We start from the raw sequence: 20,142 nt of genomic DNA on the forward strand, positions 1-20,142 counted from the left end.
GCAGGTGCTGATCTCGGTTGACCCGGACTCGTCGGTGCCGCCGTACGAGCAGGTCCGTGGACAGCTCGCCGAGCTGATCGGGGACGGCCGGTTGCCGGTCGGCAGCCGCCTGCCCACCGTCCGGCAGCTCGCCGCCGATCTGCGGTTGGCCGCGAACACGGTGGCGCGGGCCTACCGGGAGCTGGAGGCGGCTGGACTGCTGGAGACCCGGGGGCGCAACGGCACCTTCGTCGCCCCGGGCCGGGACGACGCCGTCGACCGGTTGCAGCGGGCGGCGGCCGGCTACGCGGCCGAGGCGGCCCGACTCGGCGTACCGGCGGCCACCGCGCTCGCGCTGGTCCGTGCGGCGCTGGATGCCGTCCGGCCCGGCTGACCGGCCGCCGATCGAGCGGTAACTGAGCAGAACGCCGTCGGGACTCGCGTTCGCGGACCATGATGAGCCGGTGGGCGCACTCATGACACTGGACCTACCGGCGGACTCGCCGCTGCTCGGCCTGCCGTGGATCATCACCTTCGGCCCGCTCGGTGACCTCGACGAGTGGGAGCCGGTGGTGTGTGGGCCGTACGAGCGGCCGCACGCGTTGGCGCTGGCCGAGGCGGTGGTGGCCGACGAGCAGCTGATGGCGGTGGTCGAGCCGTTGCTGCCGGCGCTGTCGGCCGACGAGATCCGCGACGAGATCGCCGCCGCGCAGGTCGCCGCCGAGGACGAGGCCCGTCAGGTGGAGGGGGCCGACCTGTACGGGGACTTCGAGGACGTGATCGACGAGGAGTTGGACGCCGCGGCCGACGAGGCGGGCCACGGTGAGCCGGCCGAGCCGCCGGACGAGGCCGAGGTCCGTGCCGGCTTCACCCGGATCGCCGCGCTGCTCACCGCGAAGTGACCGCCGGGAGGGTCAGCGCTCGGGTGCGGCGTCCAGTACGCAGAACTCGTTGCCCTCGGGGTCGGCGAGCACTGTGAACGGCTCGGTGCCGGTCTGCCCGACGTCGACATGCCGCGCGCCCAGTTCGACGAGCCGCCGTATCTCGGCCTGCGGGTCGCCGTCGGCGACGAGGTCGAGGTGCAGCCGGTTCTTGCCCTGCTTTGGGGTGCCCGAGCCCTGCAACCAGATGGTGGGCGCCGCGCCGGACGGCGGCCCCGGTGGCCACAGCTTGGCGCTGCCGTCGTCGCCCTGCTCGACCTGGTAGCCGAGCGCCGCGGACCAGAACGCGACCATCAGGTCCAGGTCCGTGACGTCGATCGTGCACTGTGCCACCCGTACCACCTGGGTCACCTCCGGGAGCGTCGGTACCGGTGCGGTACCCCCGTCGGTGCCGGCGCACACGCCGAAACGGACACCGGCGCCGCGCGGAGCGGGCTCCGCGTGGCGCCGGTGGCACCTCACCCCCCACCACAAGGGGTCGGTAGCCCAGTCGCCCGCCGGCGCGGGGCACGACGAACGACCAGGTCGAGGACGTGTTACCCGTTCAGCGCCGATCAAACCGGACTGTCGCCGCAATTGCCGGCAGGCGTTCCGGTCCCGGGGCGCCGCAACGGTCAGGCGGATCGTGCGTAAGCGAGTCGGGCGGAACTCGGGGCGACGGCGGTGGAGCCGCGCACCACCAGCTCGGGCCGGAACAGGTATTCCGAGTGCGGGGCGCCGTGCCCGTTGATCTCGTCGACCAGAGCCCGGACGGCGGCAACCGCCATCGCGGTGACCGGTTGCCGCATGGTGGTCAGCGGCGGGTCGGTGAAGGCCATCAGCGGGGAGTCGTCGAAGCCGACCACGGAGAGACTGTCGGGCACGCTGAGGCCGCGTTGCCGGGCCGCCCGGACCGCGCCGAGCGCCATCAGGTCGGAGCCGCAGACCATGCCGGTGACACCGCGGTCCAGTAGCCGGCCGGCAGCAGCCTCGCCACCCTCCACTCCGAACAGTGACAGTTCGGCCAGTGCGCCCAAATCGGTTTCGGAGACGCCGGCCAGGCGGGTCATCGCGGCGCGCCAGGCGGCCACCTTACGCTGCACCGGAACGAACCGGTCCGGGCCGGTGATCAGGCCGATCCGCCGGTGCCCGAGGGCGACCAGGTGGGCAACGGCCAGCTCGGCCGCCTCCCGGTCGTCGCAGGAGACGAAGGGCGCGCCGATGTCGGGCACGTACCCGTTGATCATCACGACCGGCATGGGCCGGGCGAGCAGGGCCCGGTAGCGGTCGTGGTTGGCGGCGGTGTCGGCGTGCAGACCGGAGACGAAGACGATTCCGGAAACCTGCCGGTCCAGCAGCATCTCGACGTACTCGTCCTCGGTCACGCCGCCGGCGGTCTGGGTGCAGAGCACGGGGGTGAACCCGCTCTGCGCCAGTGTGGACTCGATGACCTGGGCGAAGGCGGGGAAGATCGGGTTGTCCAGCTCCGGCACCACCAGGCCGACCAGTCCGGCGCTGCGCTTGCGAAGCCGAGCGGGGCGCTCGTACCCGAGCACGTCGAGAGCGGTGAGGACGGCCTGTCTGGTCTCCGCGGCCACGCCAGGGCGGTCGTTGAGCACCCGCGACACCGTGGCCTCGCTGACGTCGGCCTGCCGGGCGATGTCGGACAGTCGAGCGCGCATGGCGGCACTGTAGCTCACCGGCAAGTTCTTGCGGGGTGCCCCGTAATCCCTTCCGCCCGTTGCAATTTCTTGCTGCGGCCTCCCGGCGTCAGGTCGGCCGACCTCGGCGGCCGTCGAGGAAGGGGCCGGGGTTGATCGATGCGCGATCGTCAAGCGGTAGGGTGCTTCGGCACCGCTCCCGCGCCTCGCGGCGCGGGCGGGCCAGCGAACGGGCGGTGCGCCTGATTCACCAGCCGCTGGCCGCCGCCCCTCATCCGCCGTCCGGTGCGTTCCCGGGAGACTCTCGTGCAACTGTCGATCTTGATGCCGGTCTACAACGAAGAGGAACGCGTCGCGGAGGCACTGAAGCAGGCCCTCGCGGTGCAGTACCCCTGCGAGATCGAGATCGTGGTCGTCGACGACGGCAGTACGGACGACACCGCGCAGATCCTTCGCGGTGTGGACGACGCGCGACTGCGGGTCGTGACCCACCCGCGCAACATCGGCAAGGGCGCGGCGATCAGGACGGCGGTGGCCGGCGCGCGGGGCGAGTACATGGTGATCCTGGACGCCGACCTGGAGTACGACCCGCAGGACATCCCGAGACTGTTGGCGCCGGTGCTGGACGGGAGCGCCACGGTCGTCTACGGCAACCGCACCTTCGGCAGCCACAGCGCCTACAGCTTCTGGTACGTGGTGGGCAACCGGGGCGTTACCACCGCGGCGAACATGCTGTTCAACTCCTACATCGGCGATCTCGAGACGTGTTTCAAACTGATGCCGGTGGAGCTGTACCGATCCCTGGACATCCGGTCCCGTGGCTTCGGTATGGAGGCCGAGGTGACGGGCAAGCTGCTGCGGCGGCAGATCCGCCCGTACGACGTTCCGATCACCTATCGGGCGCGGGGCCGCGACGAAGGCAAGAAGATCACCTGGCGGGACGGGGTCGAGGCGTTGTGGATCCTGGGCCGGGAACGGGCCCGGCGTCGTCCCAGCGACAACCCCGTCAACTCTCTCGCTGACCAATGACGCTCACCAAGCGCCGGAGCCCGACGACTGTCGTCCGCGTCGTGGTGGCCCTCGTCGGGGTGGGCTGCCTGCTGCTGACCGCCGGGGGCGCGGTGAAGGCGGCCGGTCGCGGCGTCGCCATCCTGCACGACCCGGAGTACGACCTTCCCCCGCGCCAGTTCCAGGCCGACTACGAGACGCTCTGGCGCCAGTTCGTCGAGCAGGTGCCGTCGGGCAGCCGGGTCGCCATCACACCGCCCCAGACCGACGCGGAACACTGGCAACAGCGGTTGACCGAGTTCGCCGTGCTGAACGGATGTGTCGTCGTCCAGGGGGCGGACCGGGACTACTCGGTGGGCGTCGTGCAGGTGAAGCGGAAACGGCCGACCGGTCCCGGCGTGCGGTTGGTCGTCCGGAAGGTCGGTTGACGTCATGGATCTCGCCCCGGTGCTGGCCGTCCTCGCCGTCCTCGCCGCCGGTTTCCCACTGGCCCTCGCGATCGTGCGCAGCCCCTTCCTCGCCCTGGTCCTCGCGCCGTTGGTGGCGGCGTTGTCGGGCACTGTCGCGGTGATCCTGATGCTGGTCGTCGGCGGTCCGCTGCCGCTCTGGACCGCCGTGGTGCTGCTCGCCGGCGCGGCCGGGCCGGTGGCTGTTCCGCCACCCCGGCGAGCCGGCGCCGTACGGGCGCCTGTCGCACTCGCTGCTGATCGTGCTGCCACTGCTGCCGCCGTTCCTGCTGGTCTTCGAACCGGCCTACCAGTGGGACGCGCATTCCATCTGGTGGCTGCACGCCGGCTACTTCGCCAACGGCGGGGAGTACGCCCGGGCGGCGATCGGCAACCCCGCCCTCCTCTTCTCGCACACCGACTACCCGCCGCTCGCCTCGGCGCCGGCCGCCGTCGTCTGGAGCGTCGTCGAGCCGGACTTCCGTACCGCCCAGGTCGTGAGCGCGCTGGTCACCTTTTCCGCGATCGCGATGCTGGTCTACCTGGTCCGGCGGACGCTGCACGGGGCGTCCGCGCGGCTGGCCTGGGCGCTCGCCGCCGGGGTGGGCCTGGCGTGCTGGTCGACCGCCTCCTACGGGGTGGCGGGCGGGCTCGCCGACGCACTCTGGTCCGCGGCCTTCGCCGGGGCGGTGGTGGCCCTGCTGCTCGGTGCCGACCCGCTACGCCAGCCGCTGTTGCCGTTGTTGCTGTTGACCGTCTCGGCGGTCAGCAAGAACGAAGGGCTGGTGGCCGCCGTCGGCGTCGCCGTGTTGGTCACCCTGCGGGCCCGCGGTGAGCCGCGCCGTGCCGCGCTGGTCTGGCTGCCGGTGCTGGCCGGGGTCGCCTGGGCGGTGCTGGCCCGTCTTCTCGGCGCCCGGTCGGACATCACCGGCGATGGATCGGGTCGGGTGGCACCCGTGGACCTGGGTGCGGTGCAGCGGTTCCAGCTCACCGTCTCGGCGTTGTGGGACGTGGTCGGCCCACTCCTGGCCGGCGCCGCGGTGGTGGCGCTGCTCGGCACGCTGTTCCTGCGCAGGCAGCGCCGGGCGACCGGGCTGTCCCCGGACGGCTGGGTGTGGGCGGCCAATGGCTACTACCTGGCCGTTCTGGTCTGGACCTATCTGTCCGGTCCGAACGACATCGAATGGTGGCTGACGACCTCGGTGGACCGGGTCACCCTGCCGGTGATCCAGCTGGCGGTGGTGAGCTGCGCGGGTTGGGTCGCTGTCGCGTTCGGCGGTGGTCGCGAGGTGGGGCCGCACCCGGTGCGCGACGAGCCGCCGAAGCCGGTCCTGTCGGGCGCGACCGGGCAGGCCGGCGACTGATCTTCGGCCGGTCGGCGATGCCCACTACTACGTTCCGTCGTGAATAGGGGAGTATGGCGATCGTGGAAGCTCTCAGACTCGTACTCCTCTACGCCCACCTGATCGGGTTCGCGCTGCTGCTCGGCGGCTCGATCGCTCAATACGTCACCAATCGGCTGCGCGTCAACCCGGCCATGCTGTGGGGCGCGGTGATCCAGTTGCTGACCGGGCTCGGCCTGGCCGCGCCGCTGCGTGATGGCGACGAGCCGGCCCCGGCGAAACTTGTGACGAAGTTGGTGATCGCCCTGCTGATCTTCGTCATGGTGTTCTTCTCCCGGAAGCGGGAGGCGGTCAACCGCGGCCATTTCCTCGCGATCATCGGTCTGACCCTGGTCAACGCGGCGGTCGCGGTCTTTTGGCGGTAACGTCCGGGGAGGGGCCCGCCCCCGGAAAAACGGACGTTGCGGACGCCCGAGGACTCGCCTACCAGCACGAAGAGTGACTTGCCCCACGCGAGGGTTACACCCGGGTAACAGGCGCTCAACAGTCGTGCACGATTGTCGGCCGGTGGGTGGGCGCGGGCGTACGCTCCCGTCCGTAACGTGGGACAGCCGGCGGCACACCCGCAGGTCGGCTGATGGGCTGCCACCGCACTAGGCGCGGTGTGCAATGGGAAGGAGACGTCTTGCGCTCGGTGCGTGGGATGCGGATCGCCTCGATCGTCGCGGTGGGTGGGCTCGCGCTCTCCGCCGCCGCTTGTGGCGAGGCCCCCGATGAGGACAACAACGCCGGCGGCGGCGCCAAGAAGTTCAGCGCCTGCATGGTGACCGACGTCGGTGGCATCGACGACAAGTCGTTCAACGCCTCGGCCTGGAAGGGTCTGCAGGAGGCCAAGGCCGCCAACGACAACATCGACATCAAGTTCGTCGCGTCGAAGGCCGAGGCCGACTACGAGCCGAACCTGACGCAGTACGTCAACCAGAAGTGCGACTTCATCCTCGCGGTGGGTGGCCTGATGGCCAACGCCACCGCGAAGATCGCCAAGGCGAACCCGAACCAGGAGTTCGGCATCGTCGACTCGAACCCGGGTCTGGACAACATCTACCCGATGCAGTTCGACACCGCGCAGGCCGCGTTCCAGGCCGGCTACCTGGCCGCCGGGATGAGCAAGAGCGGCAAGGTGGGCACCTACGGCGCCGTGCCGATCCCGCCGGTGACGATCTTCATGGACGGCTTCGTCGACGGCGTGGCGCACTACAACAAGACCAAGGGCAAGAACGTCCAGGCGCTGGGCTGGAACAAGCAGACCCAGAAGGGCTCCTTCACCAACGACTTCGCCAAGCAGGACGAGGGCAAGAAGGTCTCCGACGCGCTGGTCGCCCAGGGCGCGGACATCATCATGCCGGTCGCCGGCGGCTCCGGCCTCGGCACCACCGCCGCGGCCAAGGCCTCGGGCGGCAAGTACAGCACCATCTGGGTGGACGTCGACGGCTGCGAGAGCACCCCGGACTGCTCCGCGATCATCACGACCGTGGTCAAGAACATCCCGGAGGCCGTCAAGGAAGCCGTGGTCAAGGCCGCTGCCGGTGACAAGCTGCCGGCCAAGCCGGGCTTCGTCGGCACCCTGGCCAACAACGGTGTCTCGATCGCCCCGTACCACGACTTCGACAGCAAGGTTCCGGCCGAGCTGAAGGCCGAGGTCGACAAGATCAAGGCGGACATCGCCGCCGGTACCATCACCGTCACCTCAGCGGCCCAGCCGACCAAGTGACGACCGGCCGCCTCCTCCGGTGAGATCATCGGGGGAGGCGGCGGGGGACAGCTACGACCGATCGGCCGCTCTGGCCCCGCGGGTGACCGTGGGGTCGGAGCGGCCGATCGCGCACCACATCGGCCGGGCCGGTCCGGCCGGGTTGACGGCAGCTAGGCTGCACCATCGCTCGCACTCCAGGAGGTTGCGCTGAGACTCGAACTGCGCGGCATCACCAAGCGGTTTGGTGATCTGGTCGCCAACGACCACATCGACCTGACGGTGGAGCCTGGAGAGATTCACGCCCTGCTCGGCGAGAACGGCGCGGGCAAGTCGACCCTGATGAACGTGCTCTACGGGCTCTACCAGCCCGACGAGGGCGAGATCCTGGTGGACGGCAAGCCGCTCAAGCTGAAGGGCTCGTCCGACGCGATCGGCGCCGGGATCGGCATGGTGCACCAGCACTTCATGCTGGTGCCGGTCTTCACCGTCGCCGAGAACATCATGCTTGGCGCCGAGCAGACCCGGGGCGGCATCGCCGGTTTCCTGGACCGGCGGCGCGCCCGGCGCGAGGTCACCGAGGTGTCCGAGCGCTACAACCTGCGGGTCGACCCGGACGCGGTGATCGAGAACCTGCCGGTCGGCATCCAGCAGCGGGTCGAGATCGTCAAGGCGCTCACCCGCGACGTCGACCTGCTCATCCTGGACGAGCCGACCGCCGTGCTCACCCCACAGGAGACCGAAGAGCTGCTGACCGTCATGCGGTCACTCAAGGCGGCCGGCAAGTCGATCGTCTTCATCACCCACAAGCTCGGCGAGGTCAAGGCCATCGCCGACCGGATCACGGTGATCCGACGTGGCAGGACCGTCGGCACCGCCTCGCCGGAGGCCAGCCGGGACGAGCTGGCCGCGTTGATGGTCGGGCGCAACGTCCGGCTCACAGTGGACAAGGCCCCGGCCACCCCGGGTGAGCCGGTGCTGGAGGTGACCGGTCTGGTCGTCGACGACGACCGGCAGATCCGCGCCGTCGACGGGGTGGACCTGACCGTGCGGGCCGGCGAGGTGCTCGGCGTGGCGGGCGTACAGGGCAACGGTCAGACCGAGCTGATCGAGGCGATCATGGGGCTGCGCCCGGTGCTCGCCGGCACGGTCAGCCTGGCCGGCGAGCGGATCGACGGCTGGAAGCCCAAGAAGGTGCTCCGCGCGGGTGTCGGCTACGTGCCGGAGGACCGCAGCGTGGACGGCCTGGTCAAGGAGTTCAGCGTCGCGGAGAACCTGGTGCTGGACATCTACGACCGGCCGCCGTTCGGTGCCGGGCTCGCACTCAAGCCGGACGCGATCGCCGCGTCCGCCAAGGAGCGGATCGAGCAGTTCGACGTCCGTACCCCGTCGGCCGACGCCGCGGTGGGCACCCTCTCCGGCGGTAACCAGCAGAAGGTGATCGTGGCCCGGGAGCTGTCCCGGCCGCTGAAGCTCTTCATCGCCGCCCAGCCGACCCGTGGCGTCGACGTCGGGTCGATCGAGTTCATCCACAGTCAGATCGTCCACGAGCGGGACATCGGCACCGCCGTCATGGTGGTCAGCAGCGAGCTGGACGAGGTCATCGGGTTGGCCGACCGGATCGCGGTGATGTACCGGGGCCGGATCATCGGCATCGTCGGCCCGGACACCCCGCGCGAGGAGATCGGCCTGCTGATGGCCGGCATCAGCCCGGACGCCACCGCCGAGCCCGGCGCGGCCGACGGCACGGTGACCGACGGGGGCCCGGCGAGCGCCGACGGCCCCGCGAACGAGGACAGGGCATGAGCGATCCCCAGCGTGCGAATCATCGTTACCCGGCGTCGGTGCCGCACGGCGTCGCGCGTCGAAGCGGAGTGACGGCATGAGCGACACCACCCCGCAGCCCAGCTCCCCGGACAAGGAGCCGGCGAGCGAGGCGCAGGCCGCGCAGAACGCGCTCGACAACACCGAACGGGCCGAGTTGGCGACCGAGCCGGGCCAGCCGGCACCGAAGCCGGAGCCGGAGTCCAGCCTGGGCCGGTTGTTCCTGGACAACCTCTGGGCGGCCAACACCTTCACGGTCACCCTGCTGTCGTTGGTGTTGGCGATCGTGGTCGGCGCGGTGCTGATGATCATCAGTGATCCGGCGGTGCTCTCCACCTACTCCTACATCACCTCCCGCCCGTCCGACGCGATCAACTCCAGCTGGACGCTGGTCAGCGAGGCGTACGCGAACCTGTTCAAGGGGTCGGTCTTCGACCCCGAGGCGTTCTCCGCCTGGGTGAGCGGCGACGGCGGCTGGCAGGCAGTGCTCGCGCCGATCTCCGAGACGCTCACCTACGCGGCGCCGCTGGTCTTCACCGGTCTGTCGGTGGCGCTGGCCTTCCGGGGCGGCCTGTTCAACATCGGCGCCCAGGGTCAGGCCATCATCGGCGTGATCATGGCGGCGTTGGCCGGCTTCCTGCTGCCCCTGCCCCCCGGCCTGCACCTGCTGGTGGCGGTGCTGGCCGGCGCGCTGGGCGGGGCGATCTGGGGCTTCATCCCGGGCATCCTCAAGGCCCGTGCCGGCGCGCACGAGGTGATCAACACGATCATGCTCAACTACGTCGCCACCTACTTCCTCACCTGGCTGATCGTGCAGAACGGGGTGCAGGACCCGACCCGGACCGACGCGATCAGCAAGGCGGTGCACGGCTCCGCCCAGCTGCCCCGACTGCTCGGCGACAACCTGCGGGTGCACGCCGGCATCCTGCTGGCCGTGCTGGCCACCTGGGCGGTCGCCTGGTTGCTGAACCGCTCGACGCTCGGCTTCGAGCTGCGCGCCGTCGGCGCCAACCCGGACGCGGCCCGTACCGCCGGCATCAGCGTCACCCGGACGTACGTCCTGATCATGGTCTTCGCCGGCATCCTGGCGGGCCTCGGCGGCTCGAACATGGTGCTCGGTTCCACCGCCAGCGCGTTGACTCCGCTGGTGGCCGCGCAGATCGGCTTCGACGGCATCCTGGTGGCGCTGCTCGGGCGGGTGAAGCCCTGGGGCGTGCTGCTGGCAGCGCTGCTGTTCGGGGCGTTGCAGGCCGGTGGCAACCGGATGCAGTCGTACTCCGGGATCTCGCTGGAGCTGGTGACGGTGCTCCAGGCGCTGATCGTCATCTTCATCGCCGCGCCGGCCCTGGTGAAGGCGATCTTCCAGCTCCGGGCCGCGCGCGCCGCCCGGTTGCAGACGAGCCTGGCGAAGGGCTGGTAACTCATGTCCACCATGGCTGTCCCCGACATCGCTGTCGCGCCGGTCGACGAGGGCTTCTGGACCCGGGGTCGCAAGGTCGGCCTCACGCTGCTGGGGCTCGGTCTGCTGGCCGCGGTGCTCTTCGGCGCGCTCGCGACGGACCAGCAGGCCCGATTCACCCTCAGCGATGACGCGGCCGGTGCCGCACTTGAGATCAACGGCACGATCGGGGCGATCCTGTTCGGGGTCATCACGATCGCCGCCGGTGCCGCGCTGCTCGCCGGGGTGCCGAAGCGGTGGTTCCTCGCCGTGCTCGGCGTCGGGCTCGTCGGCTTCGTGCTCTCGTTCCTCTGCTGGCAGGTCTCCGCCGCGCCGACCGGGCAGAACTTCATGCCGCTGGTCAACATCATCCGGGGCACCTTCATCCTGGCCCTGCCGCTGATCTTCGGCGCGCTCGCCGGTGTGCTCTGCGAACGCTCCGGCGTGGTCAACGTGGCCATCGAGGGGCAGTTGCTGATGGGCGCGTTCAGCGGCGCCCTGTTCGGCAGCATCTCCGGCAGCGTCTGGGTGGGCCTGGTCGCCGCCGCCCTCGGTGGCGCGCTCATCTCGTTGCTACTCGCCGTCTTCGCCATCCGCTACCTGGTCGACCAGGTGGTCATGGGCATCGTGCTCAACCTGCTGGCGGTCGGCGTCACCGGCTTCCTCTACGAGCGGCTGATGCAGACCGACGCGGCGAAATACAACAGCGCGCCGCGCTTCAGCAACTGGGAGATCCCGCTGCTGAAGGACATCCCGGTGCTCGGGCCGGCGCTGTTCCGCGGCAACATCTTCCTCTACCTCGGGCTGCTGCTGGTCCTGGTGATCCACATCGGGTTGTTCCGGACCCGGTGGGGGCTGCGTACCCGCTCGGTCGGTGAGCACCCGACCGCCGCCGACACGCTCGGCGTGAAGGTGCTGCGGGTGCGCTACCGCAACGTGCTGTTGGCCGGTGTGGTCGCCGGCATCGGTGGTGCCTCCTACACGCTTGCGCTCTACTCGTTCACCAAGAACATGATCGGTGGTAAGGGCTTCATCGCCCTGGCCGCGTTGATCTTCGGACGCTGGAACCCGACCGGCGCGCTGCTGGCCGCGCTCTTCTTCGGCTTCGCCGACCAGCTCGCCACCTACCTGGGCGCGATCAGCAGCTCGATCCCGAGCCAGTTCCTGGCCATGCTCCCGTACCTGGCCACCATCCTGGCGGTCGCCGGCCTGGTCGGCCGGGTCCGCGCCCCAGCCGCCGACGGCAAGCCCTACATCAAGGGCTGACCTTCCATCCCCTCGGGTTGATCAAGAGGTGTCGGTCAGCGGAACCGCCGATCCTGACGCAAACTTCTTGATCAACCCGAAGGCTGGCGGGGGAGTGGCCCTGCCCGCTTCTGAGCTGGGGTACTTCGGCAGAATGATGGCATGACCGACATTGACTGGGCACGGTTGCGGGCCGCCGCCATCGAGGCGATGCGGCACGCGTACGCGCCGTACTCGACGTTCCCGGTCGGCGCGGCCGCGCTCGTCGACGACGGCCGCGTGGTGGTCGGCTGCAACGTGGAGAACGCCGCGTACGGGGTGACCCTCTGCGCCGAGTGCGGCGTCGTCTCCAGCCTGCACGCCACCGGCGGTGGTCGGCTCGTCGCGCTCTCCTGCGTCGACGCCACCGGCGAGCCGCTGATGCCGTGCGGCCGCTGCCGGCAGCTGCTCTGGGAGCACGGCGGGCCGGACTGCCTGATCGAGAGCAAGACCCGTCCGCTGCGGATGGCCGAGCTGCTGCCACACGCTTCGGCGTGGAGGATCTGGAGGCGGTCACCGGCGAGACGCCGGTACCTGTGGTCCCGGAGCGGTTGGCCGCCTGGCGAGGCCGCGGCACCGTCTTCGTGCACCCGGACATGTCCGCCGGGCAGCAGGTCTGGACGGCCTACTGGGAGCGGTCGGCCGGGGACGACGCCGGTGCCGAGACCGGGGTGCTGGAGGAGGCGCCGAGCTGGGACGACCCGGCCGAGGCGATCACCTGGGGAATGGCCCGGACGCCACGGGTGGTGGTGGTGGACGAGACCGGCACGATCTTCTGGGCCGGCGAGGGGGAGCCGCCTGCGGAGATCCCGGTGCGCTGGTCTTGACTGTGGTTGCGGTTTGGGGCCGGGGCGACCGTGCCCGGCTCCGGGCGGTCAGGCTTGATCCCTCCGCCGGGCACGGTCGGCCCCGGCCCTGACGTGGTCACGGGCCGTGGATCGGGATCTGCAACAGACTAGGGAAGATCTTCTGATGAGGTTTGCTGCTGTTGACGTTATTCGGGTGAAGCGGGACGGGGGTGTGCTGTCGGACGCGCAGATCGACTGGGTGCTCGACGCGTACACCCGGGGGGTTGTCGCCGACGAGCAGATGTCCGCGCTGGCGATGGCGATCCTGCTCAACGGCATGACCGGGCCGGAGATCGCCCGGTGGACCGCCGCGATGATCGCCAGCGGTGAGCGGCTGGACCTCTCGGCGGTGCGCCGGCCGACGGTGGACAAGCACTCCACCGGCGGCGTCGGCGACAAGATCACTCTGCCGCTCACCCCGCTGGTCGCGGCGTGTGGCGCGGCGGTGCCCCAGCTCAGCGGCCGTGGCCTCGGGCACACCGGCGGCACGCTCGACAAGTTGGAGTCCATTCCGGGCTGGCGGGCCACGGTGCGCAACGACGAGTTCATCGCCCAGCTCGACGAGGTCGGCGCGGTGATCTGCGCGGCCGGTGCCGGCCTGGCCCCGGCCGACCGCAAGCTGTACGCGCTGCGGGACGTCACCGGAACCGTGGAGGCGATCCCGCTGATCGCCAGCTCGATCATGAGCAAGAAGATCGCCGAGGGGACCGGCGCGCTGGTCCTCGACGTCAAGGTCGGCTCCGGTGCCTTCATGAAGTCCGTCGACCAGGCACGCGAACTGGCCCGCACCATGGTCGAGCTGGGCGGAGCGCACGGCGTGCGGACGGTCGCCCTGCTCACCGACATGTCCACCCCGCTCGGCCTGGCGATCGGCAACGCGGTAGAGGTCACCGAGTCGGTCGAGGTGCTGGCCGGTGGCGGACCGGCCGACGTGGTGGAGCTGACCCTGGCGCTGGCCCGGGAGATGCTGGACGCCGCCGGCCTACCGGACGCCGACCCGGCGGCGGCGCTGCGCGACGGCCGGGCAATGGACTCCTGGCGGGCGATGATCCGGGCGCAGGGCGGCGACCCGGACGCAGCCATGCCGGCGGCGGCCGAGGTCGAGGTGGTCCGCGCCGAGCGGGACGGGCACGTCGCGGCCGTCGACGCGTACGCCATGGGGGTTGCGGCGTGGCGGCTCGGCGCCGGTCGGGCCCGCAAGGAGGACCCGGTGAGCGTGCCGGCCGGTGTGGTGTTGCACAAGCGGCCCGGTGACCCGGTGCGGGCCGGCGACCCGCTCTACGAGCTGCGTGCCGAGGACGCGACGCGGATTCCCGCCGCGCTGGCCGAGGCCGCCGACGCGGTGCGGATCGCGCCGACGGCACCGGCCCCGACGCCGCTGGTCATCGAGCGGATCGGCTGATCGATCGCGGGTCGGGGTGGCGTGGTGTCGGTCACCTGAGGGCGCTATTCTCGCAGGCCAAGGGGGGAACAGCCGGCTTCGAGCCGTCGCGAGCAGACAGGAAGTTGCCCCGTGACCGTACCTGCCCCCGACCCACGCGAGGTGCGCGAGGCGAGCCTGGACGAGCTGTCCCGGCTCGGCCTGCCGTTGCCGCCAGCCCAGTTTCCGCTCGTCTGGGAGCCGGGCGACCAGATCGACCTGCGGCCCACTGTGGAGATCGAGGCGCGGATCGCCGTGCTGCACCTGATCCTGGCCCGCTGCTTCGGGATGCCCCCGCAGGCGGCGATGAGCTGGCTGCTCAACTCACACCTGGTCGAGATGGTCACCCCGCCGGAGTGGCAGTTCGTGATGGGCGGCAAGGGCGACCACCGTTCGTTCGTGCTGCACCACGACGCGCTGTTCGCGTTGGCCTGGGTGCTCGGGTTGAGCAAGCAGCTCGATCCCACCCTGGCCGTCGACGAGCAGCTGGTCGAGCGGCTGCCGCACATCGCCGAGGGGGAGACCTTCCCGCACTGGCGCGCCCGGATCCTCACCGCGCCGCAGCACCCGGCGGACGCGGCCGCCCTGCTCGACCTGCACTACTGCCTGGACTGGGCGTACCTGGAAACCGAGCGGGGTGGCCGGCGGGCGCCGGGCCTGGTCGACGCGAACGCGATCGGGCAGCGGCGCTGGGCACTGGAGTGGGCGGTGATCCTGCGCGGGCCGTACCACGACGAGCCGCCCGGCTGGGAAGAGGTCGACCTCTCCACCTGACTCAGCGGGGTCGGTACGTGTCCACCCGGACCGCCACGGTCACCCGGACCGGCTCGGGCAGGGCGGCCAGCCGGTCGGTGCGGGCCCCCGGGTCGGTGTGCCAGGCGCTCGGGCCCATCCCGACCAGGGTGGCGGCATCCGTCCGACTCAGCGCCAGCCGGGCCCGACAGACCGTCGAGCTGGCCAGCGTGAAGTGCCCGCCGAGGCTCGCGGTCACCCGGTCGGCCTTGTCCGGGTCCACCCGCAGCAGGTCGAGGGCGTCCACCAGCTCGCCGAGATGGTCGGCGTCCGGCGTGGCCACCAACAGCGTCCCGGCCGGATCGAGCACCCGGTGGAACTCCGCGCCGTTGCGCGGGGCGAAGACGTTCAGCAGCACGGCGGTCGAGGCGTCCGCGAGCGGCAGCCGCTGCCAGGTGTCGGCGAGCGCCGCCGCGGCGCGGGGATGCGCGCGGGCCGCCCGGCGCAGCGCCGGCTTGGACACGTCCAGGGCCAGACCCACGGCGTCCGGCAGCGCCGCCAGCACCGCGCCCAGGTACCGGCCCGTGCCGGCGCCGGCATCGACCACCAGGGGGTACGCCCCGAAGCCCGCCGCCAGCGGTTCGACCCGGGCGACCGCCTCGCTGGCGGCATTCGCAAGCGTGGTCGAGATGACGTCGTAGTGCCCGGCGGCCAGGAAGTCCGCGCGGGCGGCGACCATCTCGGCGCTGTCACCGGCGTGCGGCGCCCGACCGGTGAGCAGGTTGACGTAACCCTGCCGGGCGATGTCGAAGCTGTGCCGGCGCGCGCAGCGCAGGGCCCGGGTGTCGGTGGCCTGCCGAAGTGGTTCGCCACAGATTGGGCAGCGCAGCCGGTCGAGGACCCGAGGGTCCAGGTCGGGCCGCGGCTTCTCCGATCTCCCGGGCGCGTCCATGTGGTCGAGCCTAGTGTGGCCTGGCTGGGCGTGTTCGAGCTGGCTGACTAGGGTCTGAGCATGGTCGCAACTATCCGGTACGAGGACATTGTCAAGGTCCCGAAGGCGCTGCTGCACGACCACCTCGACGGCGGGCTGCGGCCGGCGACGATCGTCGACCTGGCCGCCGAGGTGGGCCACGAACTACCCACCACCGACCCCGAGGCGCTCGGCCGCTGGTTCGCGGACGCGGCGGACTCCGGCTCCCTGGAGCGGTACCTCGAGACGTTCGCGCACACCGTGGCGGTCATGCAGACCGCGCCCGCGCTGCGTCGGGTGGCCCGCGAATGCGCGCTGGACCTGGCCACCGACGGGGTCGTCTACGCCGAGGTGCGGTTCGCCCCGGAGCAGCACCTGGAACGGGACCTCAGCCTGGACGAGGTCGTCGAGGCGGTGCTGGCCGGGTTCGCCGAGGGCACCGCGCAGGCTGCCGAGGCGGGCCTGACCATCCGGGTGGGCAGCCTGCTCACCGCGATGCGGCACGCCGCCCGCTCCCAGGAGATCGCCGAGCTGGCCGTGCGGCACCGGGACGCCGGGGTGGTCGGCTTCGACATCGCCGGCGCCGAGGCGGGCTTCCCGCCCACCCGGCACCTGGACGCCTTCGAATACCTGCAACGGGAGAACTTCCACTTCACCATCCACGCCGGTGAGGCGTTCGGTCTGCCGTCGATCTGGCAGGCGATCCAGTGGTGCGGCGCGGACCGGCTCGGCCACGGCGTCCGGATCGTCGACGACATCGCCCCCGACGGTGCGCTCGGCCGGCTGGCCGCGTACGTCCGGGACAAGCGGATCCCGCTGGAGCTGTGCCCCTCGTCGAACGTGCAGACCGGCGCGGTGGCCTCGATCGTGGACCACCCGATCGGCCTGCTGCGGGACCTGCGCTTCCGGGCCACCGTCAACACCGACAACCGGTTGATGAGCGGCACCTCGATGTCGCGGGAGATGTGGCTGCTGGTGGAGACGTTCGGCTACGGCTGGAAGGAGTTGCAGTGGTTCACCATCAACGCGATGAAGAGCGCCTTCATCCCGTTCGACGAGCGGCTGCGGATCATCGATGAGGTGATCAAGCCGGCGTACGCCAAGCTGCTGGCCTGACTCCTCAGCCGTGCGGGTGGCCGGCGAGCAGACCGGCCACCCGGCGCAGCACCTCCCTGGCCCGGGCCGCCTCCGCGCCCAGGCCCATCTGTCGACGCAGCACCGCGGGCTCGGCCCGCAGCAGCGCCACCCCGCGCCGGACCAGCACCCGAGGTGCCTTGCGCTGTTCGGACAGGTCGCGGGCGAGCCGGCGCAGGAAGGTCGCCCCGCGTGGTCGACGCAGCGCGTACGCCCCGGCGAGCAGGCCGCGGCGGCGGCACTCCTCGACGATCTCGGCGGCGAAAATCCCTTCGGCCACGAAAAGTGGCGATCCGGCGACATCAAATGTCCGGGTGGCCACCCGTCGATCGGCGCCGATCGCATAAACCGGCACATCGGCTCGGCCTTCACGAGCAAGTCGGGCAATGATTTCCACCGCAGTGTCGGCGTCCCAGGACTGTGGTGATTCCCAATCCACCTGGCCGTTTCGTCTCGGCAACGTAGGGTCATCACCGTCTTTGTAGAAGTCGTCCAAGCAGAGCACCGGCAAGCCGGTTTGCTCAGCTATGTACGACTTTCCGGACCCAGAGGGGCCGGCGAGCAGGACAACGCGATGCGGATGTTCCATTACCTTCAGTTACTCCGGCCAGACGGACTGCTATCAAATCGCATCAACATCTCATCACACCTTCGGTCCGGGACAACCTGGGCTTTCTTCTTGTCGAGCGGCGTGATGGAATCTCGGGGGTCCGACCCGCCGGGTCGGTCGCTGGGCGTTGCCCGGGGCAACGCGTTGAAGCTGTAATCGCGAGGACGGTGACGTGAGCAAACGGCCGAACACGGCGGGCTCCTTCCTGTCGCGGCTGCGCCGGCCGGCCAGCCGGCTTCAGGACATGCCGATCTGGTCCAAGCTCGGTCTCATCATGATCGTGCCGACCATCGCCACGGTCGTGGTGGGCACCAGTGGTCTGGTCGACCACGTGGAGACGCTCAACAATGCCAACCGGGCCGGCGACCTGGCCAACCTGTCGAGCTACTCGGGTGACCTGGTCGACACCCTGCAGGACGAGCGGACCGCCGCCGTGCTGCTGCTGGGTGCGGACGGGACGCAGCCGACGGCGCAGTACCAGGAGGCCTACAACCGGGTGAACTCCCGGGTGGACCAGCGGACGGGCCCCTACCGGCAGCAGCGCGCCGAGATCGAGGACCTGCCGGGCAGCCTGGAGGTTCTGCTCGACGGCATCGACCAGAACCTGCGCGACCTGTCCGGCGTCCGCAGTCAGGTGTTCAACGGCAAGCTCGCGCTCACCGAGACCGTGCAGGCGTACGAGGGTCTGATCAGTGACCTGCTCGCCATCCGCGACTCGGCCACGCAGCTCGCCGGTGACAACGACCTGAGCGACCGGATGCGCGCCGCCGCGGCGGTCGCCCGGGAGAAGGAGTTCCTGGCCGTACGCCGGGTCGTGGTGCACCGTGCGCTGGGCGTCAAGGGTGGAAAGCGTCTCACCCCGGCGCTGCGCACCGACTACATCGCCAGTGGCACCGGTCAGCAGCAGGCGCTGCAGAGCTTCAAGGCCGTGGCCACCCCGGACGACGCGAAGTTCCACGACCAGACCGTCGCGGGTGGCGACCGCCGGGAGGCGCAGAACTACACCGGCTGGATCGACGGCAACACCACAGGCGACATGCGCAACGCGCCGTTCGGTCCGGACCAGTGGGAGTCCGCGATGACGGCCAACGCCAAGCTGATCCGCACCGTCGAGACGCGGCTCGACAACGAGGTGGTCAACGAGGCCGACGCACTCCGGTCGGACGTCCAACGCCAGGTGTTCCTGGAGACCGGCCTGCTGCTCAGCATGCTGCTGCTGGCCATCCTCTTCGCGTACCTGGTGGCCCGCTCGATGGCCCGCTCGCTCCGCGAGCTGCGGCAGGGCGCGCTCTCCGTCGCCCAGTACGGGCTGCCCCAGGCGGTGGCCCGACTGCGTGACCCGCAGGTCGTCGGTCAGCTCTCCCCGGTGCAGTTGGCCAACCAGATCGCCGAACCGTTGCCGGTCCGCAGCAAGGACGAGTTCGGCCAGGTGACCGAGGCGTTCAACGCCGTCCACCTGGAAGCCGTCCGCACGGCCGCCGAGCAGGCGGCACTGCGTGCCTCCGTCGCGACCATGTTCGTCAACCTGGCCCGCCGTTCGCAGATCCTGGTCGACCGCCTCATCGGGCACCTCGACCGGCTGGAGCGCGGCGAGGAGGACCCGGACCGGCTGGCGGAGCTGTTCCAGCTCGACCACCTGGCCACCCGGATGCGCCGCAACGACGAGAACCTGCTGGTGCTCGCCGGTGCCGACTCCACCCGTGTGCAGCGTGAGCCGGCCGCTCTGATCGACGTGCTGCGCGCCGCGCAGTCCGAGGTCGAGCACTACACCCGGATCGAGTTCGGGGTCATCGACCGCGACATCGAGGTCGCCGCGCACGCGGTCAACGACCTGGTGCACCTCGTCGCCGAGCTGTTCGACAACGCCACGGCGTTCTCGCCGCCCGACTCGCAGGTCATGGTCGAGGCTCGTCGGGTGGGTGACCGCTCCTCGCTGTACGTCGAGGACCGTGGCATCGGCATCAGCGCCGAGCAGTTGCACGACCTCAACGAGCGGCTCGCGACGCCACCGCAGGTGGACGTGGCCGTCTCCCGGATGATGGGCCTGGTCGTGGTCGCCCGGCTGGCATCCCGGCACGGTGTCCGGGTCGAGCTGCGCCCCGGCAGCGACCGTGGCACGGTCGCCGACGTGACCCTGCCCACCTCGGTGCTGGTGCCCCGGGCGCTCTCCGGTCGGGTGCAGCAGCCGCCGGCGCTGCCCGCGGCCGGCGGGCCGCAGCAGGGCGGTCCCGCGCCGGTCTTCGGAGCGCTGCCCGCGCTGGGTAACGGCCCCCGCCCGAGCGAGTCCGGTAACCAGGTCACCCTCGGCGGTCGGCCGTTCGAGCCGGCATCGCGCAACGGCGCCGGCACCCCCGCCAACGCCGGCGGGTACCGTTCGATGCCGGCATGGTCCGATCTGACCGGCGCGGCCGGGACGAACGGTGTCAACGGTGGCGACGGGTTCACCCCGCGGCCGGCCAACGGCCAGCCGATCGACCCGCTGCCGCAGCGCCGGGCCGGGGACGACACCCCGACCACCGGCCAGCAGCCGTCGATTCCCCGGCAGCTGCCGAGCAGCCCCGAGACGCACCCGTACTCGGCGCCGCCGGTCTCCGCGCAGCCCTACTCCGGTGCGCCGGTCTCCGCCTCGCCGACGTCCAGCCAGCCGTACTCCGCGCAGCCCTACTCCGGTGCGCCGTACGGTGGCCCGCCGGTCTCCGCCGCCCCGGCCTCCGGGCAGCCGTACGGTGGCCCGCCGGTGTCCGCGGCGCCGGTCTCCGCCTCGCCGGCGTCCGG

Annotated in this window: 18 protein-coding genes and 1 pseudogene; 15 read left to right on the forward strand and 4 right to left on the reverse strand. The window is 70.9% G+C overall.

Going from position 1 to position 20,142, the window contains the following annotated elements:
* The first annotated feature begins 4 nt into the window (after nucleotides 1-4).
* Nucleotides 5-373 (forward strand): GntR family transcriptional regulator, encoded by a 369-nt coding sequence (locus JM949_RS08805; RefSeq protein ID WP_203147938.1) that lies wholly within the window; start codon nucleotides 5-7, stop codon nucleotides 371-373.
* Between the two features lie 70 nt (nucleotides 374-443).
* Entirely contained in the window at nucleotides 444-881 is a 438-nt protein-coding gene (locus JM949_RS08810) for a hypothetical protein (RefSeq protein WP_203147939.1), read from the forward strand.
* A gap of 12 nt (nucleotides 882-893) precedes the next feature.
* On the opposite strand, the gene JM949_RS08815 is transcribed toward JM949_RS08810, so the two are convergent.
* Complete coding sequence (locus JM949_RS08815) at nucleotides 894-1,271, reverse strand: VOC family protein (RefSeq protein WP_407664717.1); 378 nt, start codon at nucleotides 1,269-1,271, stop codon at nucleotides 894-896.
* Nucleotides 1,272-1,534: 263 nt separating this feature from the next.
* Entirely contained in the window at nucleotides 1,535-2,581 is a 1,047-nt protein-coding gene (locus JM949_RS08820) for a LacI family DNA-binding transcriptional regulator (protein ID WP_238432816.1), read from the reverse strand.
* Between the two features lie 285 nt (nucleotides 2,582-2,866).
* Here JM949_RS08820 and JM949_RS08825 point away from each other — a divergent pair, with 285 nt between their 5' ends.
* The 11 genes and pseudogenes from JM949_RS08825 to JM949_RS08875 all read left to right on the forward strand — a co-directional run bounded on the left by JM949_RS08825 (nucleotide 2,867) and on the right by JM949_RS08875 (nucleotide 14,695).
* On the forward strand, nucleotides 2,867-3,589 hold the full coding sequence (locus JM949_RS08825; RefSeq protein WP_203147941.1) for a glycosyltransferase family 2 protein: 723 nt from the start codon (nucleotides 2,867-2,869) through the stop codon (nucleotides 3,587-3,589).
* Nucleotides 3,586-3,996 (forward strand): hypothetical protein, encoded by a 411-nt coding sequence (locus JM949_RS08830; RefSeq protein ID WP_203147942.1) that lies wholly within the window; start codon nucleotides 3,586-3,588, stop codon nucleotides 3,994-3,996. Before JM949_RS08825 ends, JM949_RS08830 begins: the two co-directional genes overlap by 4 nt.
* A gap of 281 nt (nucleotides 3,997-4,277) precedes the next feature.
* Nucleotides 4,278-5,378 carry a hypothetical protein gene (locus tag JM949_RS08835; RefSeq protein WP_203147943.1) on the forward strand — a complete coding sequence of 367 codons (1,101 nt, stop codon included), beginning with the start codon at nucleotides 4,278-4,280 and terminating at the stop codon, nucleotides 5,376-5,378.
* A gap of 62 nt (nucleotides 5,379-5,440) precedes the next feature.
* Nucleotides 5,441-5,782, forward strand: a complete 342-nt coding sequence (locus tag JM949_RS08840) for a hypothetical protein (RefSeq protein WP_203147944.1) — start codon at nucleotides 5,441-5,443, stop codon at nucleotides 5,780-5,782.
* A 278-nt stretch (nucleotides 5,783-6,060) separates the two neighbouring features.
* Nucleotides 6,061-7,128: a BMP family lipoprotein gene (locus tag JM949_RS08845; RefSeq protein ID WP_203147952.1), complete on the forward strand. Its 1,068-nt coding sequence runs from the start codon at nucleotides 6,061-6,063 to the stop codon at nucleotides 7,126-7,128.
* Nucleotides 7,129-7,377: 249 nt separating this feature from the next.
* Nucleotides 7,378-8,913, forward strand: a complete 1,536-nt coding sequence (locus JM949_RS08850; RefSeq protein ID WP_309232068.1) for an ABC transporter ATP-binding protein — start codon at nucleotides 7,378-7,380, stop codon at nucleotides 8,911-8,913.
* 76 nt (nucleotides 8,914-8,989) lie between these two features.
* The gene (locus JM949_RS08855; RefSeq protein ID WP_203147945.1) at nucleotides 8,990-10,351 is read left to right on the forward strand and encodes an ABC transporter permease; all 1,362 of its coding nucleotides are present in this window, start codon (nucleotides 8,990-8,992) and stop codon (nucleotides 10,349-10,351) included.
* Nucleotides 10,352-10,354: 3 nt separating this feature from the next.
* Nucleotides 10,355-11,635, forward strand: a complete 1,281-nt coding sequence (locus JM949_RS08860) for an ABC transporter permease (RefSeq protein WP_203147946.1) — start codon at nucleotides 10,355-10,357, stop codon at nucleotides 11,633-11,635.
* A 141-nt stretch (nucleotides 11,636-11,776) separates the two neighbouring features.
* A pseudogene (locus tag JM949_RS08865) lies at nucleotides 11,777-12,480 on the forward strand (cytidine deaminase).
* 142 nt (nucleotides 12,481-12,622) lie between these two features.
* Nucleotides 12,623-13,903 (forward strand): thymidine phosphorylase, encoded by a 1,281-nt coding sequence (locus tag JM949_RS08870; protein ID WP_203147954.1) that lies wholly within the window; start codon nucleotides 12,623-12,625, stop codon nucleotides 13,901-13,903.
* 111 nt (nucleotides 13,904-14,014) lie between these two features.
* Nucleotides 14,015-14,695, forward strand: a complete 681-nt coding sequence (locus JM949_RS08875) for a DUF4272 domain-containing protein (protein ID WP_203147947.1) — start codon at nucleotides 14,015-14,017, stop codon at nucleotides 14,693-14,695.
* A gap of 1 nt (nucleotide 14,696) precedes the next feature.
* Here the strand turns inward: JM949_RS08875 and JM949_RS08880 are convergent, their stop codons facing one another.
* A complete protein-coding gene (locus tag JM949_RS08880; protein WP_203147955.1) occupies nucleotides 14,697-15,566 on the reverse strand; it encodes a putative RNA methyltransferase in 870 nt (289 codons plus the stop codon).
* A 99-nt stretch (nucleotides 15,567-15,665) separates the two neighbouring features.
* Here JM949_RS08880 and JM949_RS08885 point away from each other — a divergent pair, with 99 nt between their 5' ends.
* Nucleotides 15,666-16,739 (forward strand): adenosine deaminase, encoded by a 1,074-nt coding sequence (locus JM949_RS08885; RefSeq protein WP_203147948.1) that lies wholly within the window; start codon nucleotides 15,666-15,668, stop codon nucleotides 16,737-16,739.
* 4 nt (nucleotides 16,740-16,743) lie between these two features.
* Here JM949_RS08885 and JM949_RS36680 read toward each other — a convergent pair whose 3' ends face one another.
* Complete coding sequence (locus tag JM949_RS36680; RefSeq protein WP_231392511.1) at nucleotides 16,744-17,037, reverse strand: hypothetical protein; 294 nt, start codon at nucleotides 17,035-17,037, stop codon at nucleotides 16,744-16,746.
* 502 nt (nucleotides 17,038-17,539) lie between these two features.
* Between JM949_RS36680 and JM949_RS08895 the strand changes: the two genes are divergently transcribed.
* Nucleotides 17,540-20,142: sensor histidine kinase (locus JM949_RS08895; protein WP_203147950.1), on the forward strand; the 2,603-nt coding region annotated here is incomplete at its 3' end.

This window comes from Micromonospora tarensis, from assembly GCF_016803395.1.
Classification (GTDB): domain Bacteria; phylum Actinomycetota; class Actinomycetes; order Mycobacteriales; family Micromonosporaceae; genus Micromonospora; species Micromonospora tarensis.

Bases quoted from the DNA above. Each gene is read 5' to 3' on its own strand.
- JM949_RS08820 (WP_238432816.1), bottom strand. From the start codon at position 2,581: ATGCGCGCTCGACTGTCCGACATCGCCCGGCAGGCCGACGTCAGCGAG.
- JM949_RS08830 (WP_203147942.1), top strand. From the start codon at position 3,586: ATGACGCTCACCAAGCGCCGGAGCCCGACGACTGTCGTCCGCGTCGTG.
- JM949_RS08845 (WP_203147952.1), top strand. From the start codon at position 6,061: ATGCGGATCGCCTCGATCGTCGCGGTGGGTGGGCTCGCGCTCTCCGCC.
- JM949_RS08855 (WP_203147945.1), top strand. From the start codon at position 8,990: ATGAGCGACACCACCCCGCAGCCCAGCTCCCCGGACAAGGAGCCGGCG.
- JM949_RS08860 (WP_203147946.1), top strand. From the start codon at position 10,355: ATGTCCACCATGGCTGTCCCCGACATCGCTGTCGCGCCGGTCGACGAG.
- JM949_RS08885 (WP_203147948.1), top strand. From the start codon at position 15,666: ATGGTCGCAACTATCCGGTACGAGGACATTGTCAAGGTCCCGAAGGCG.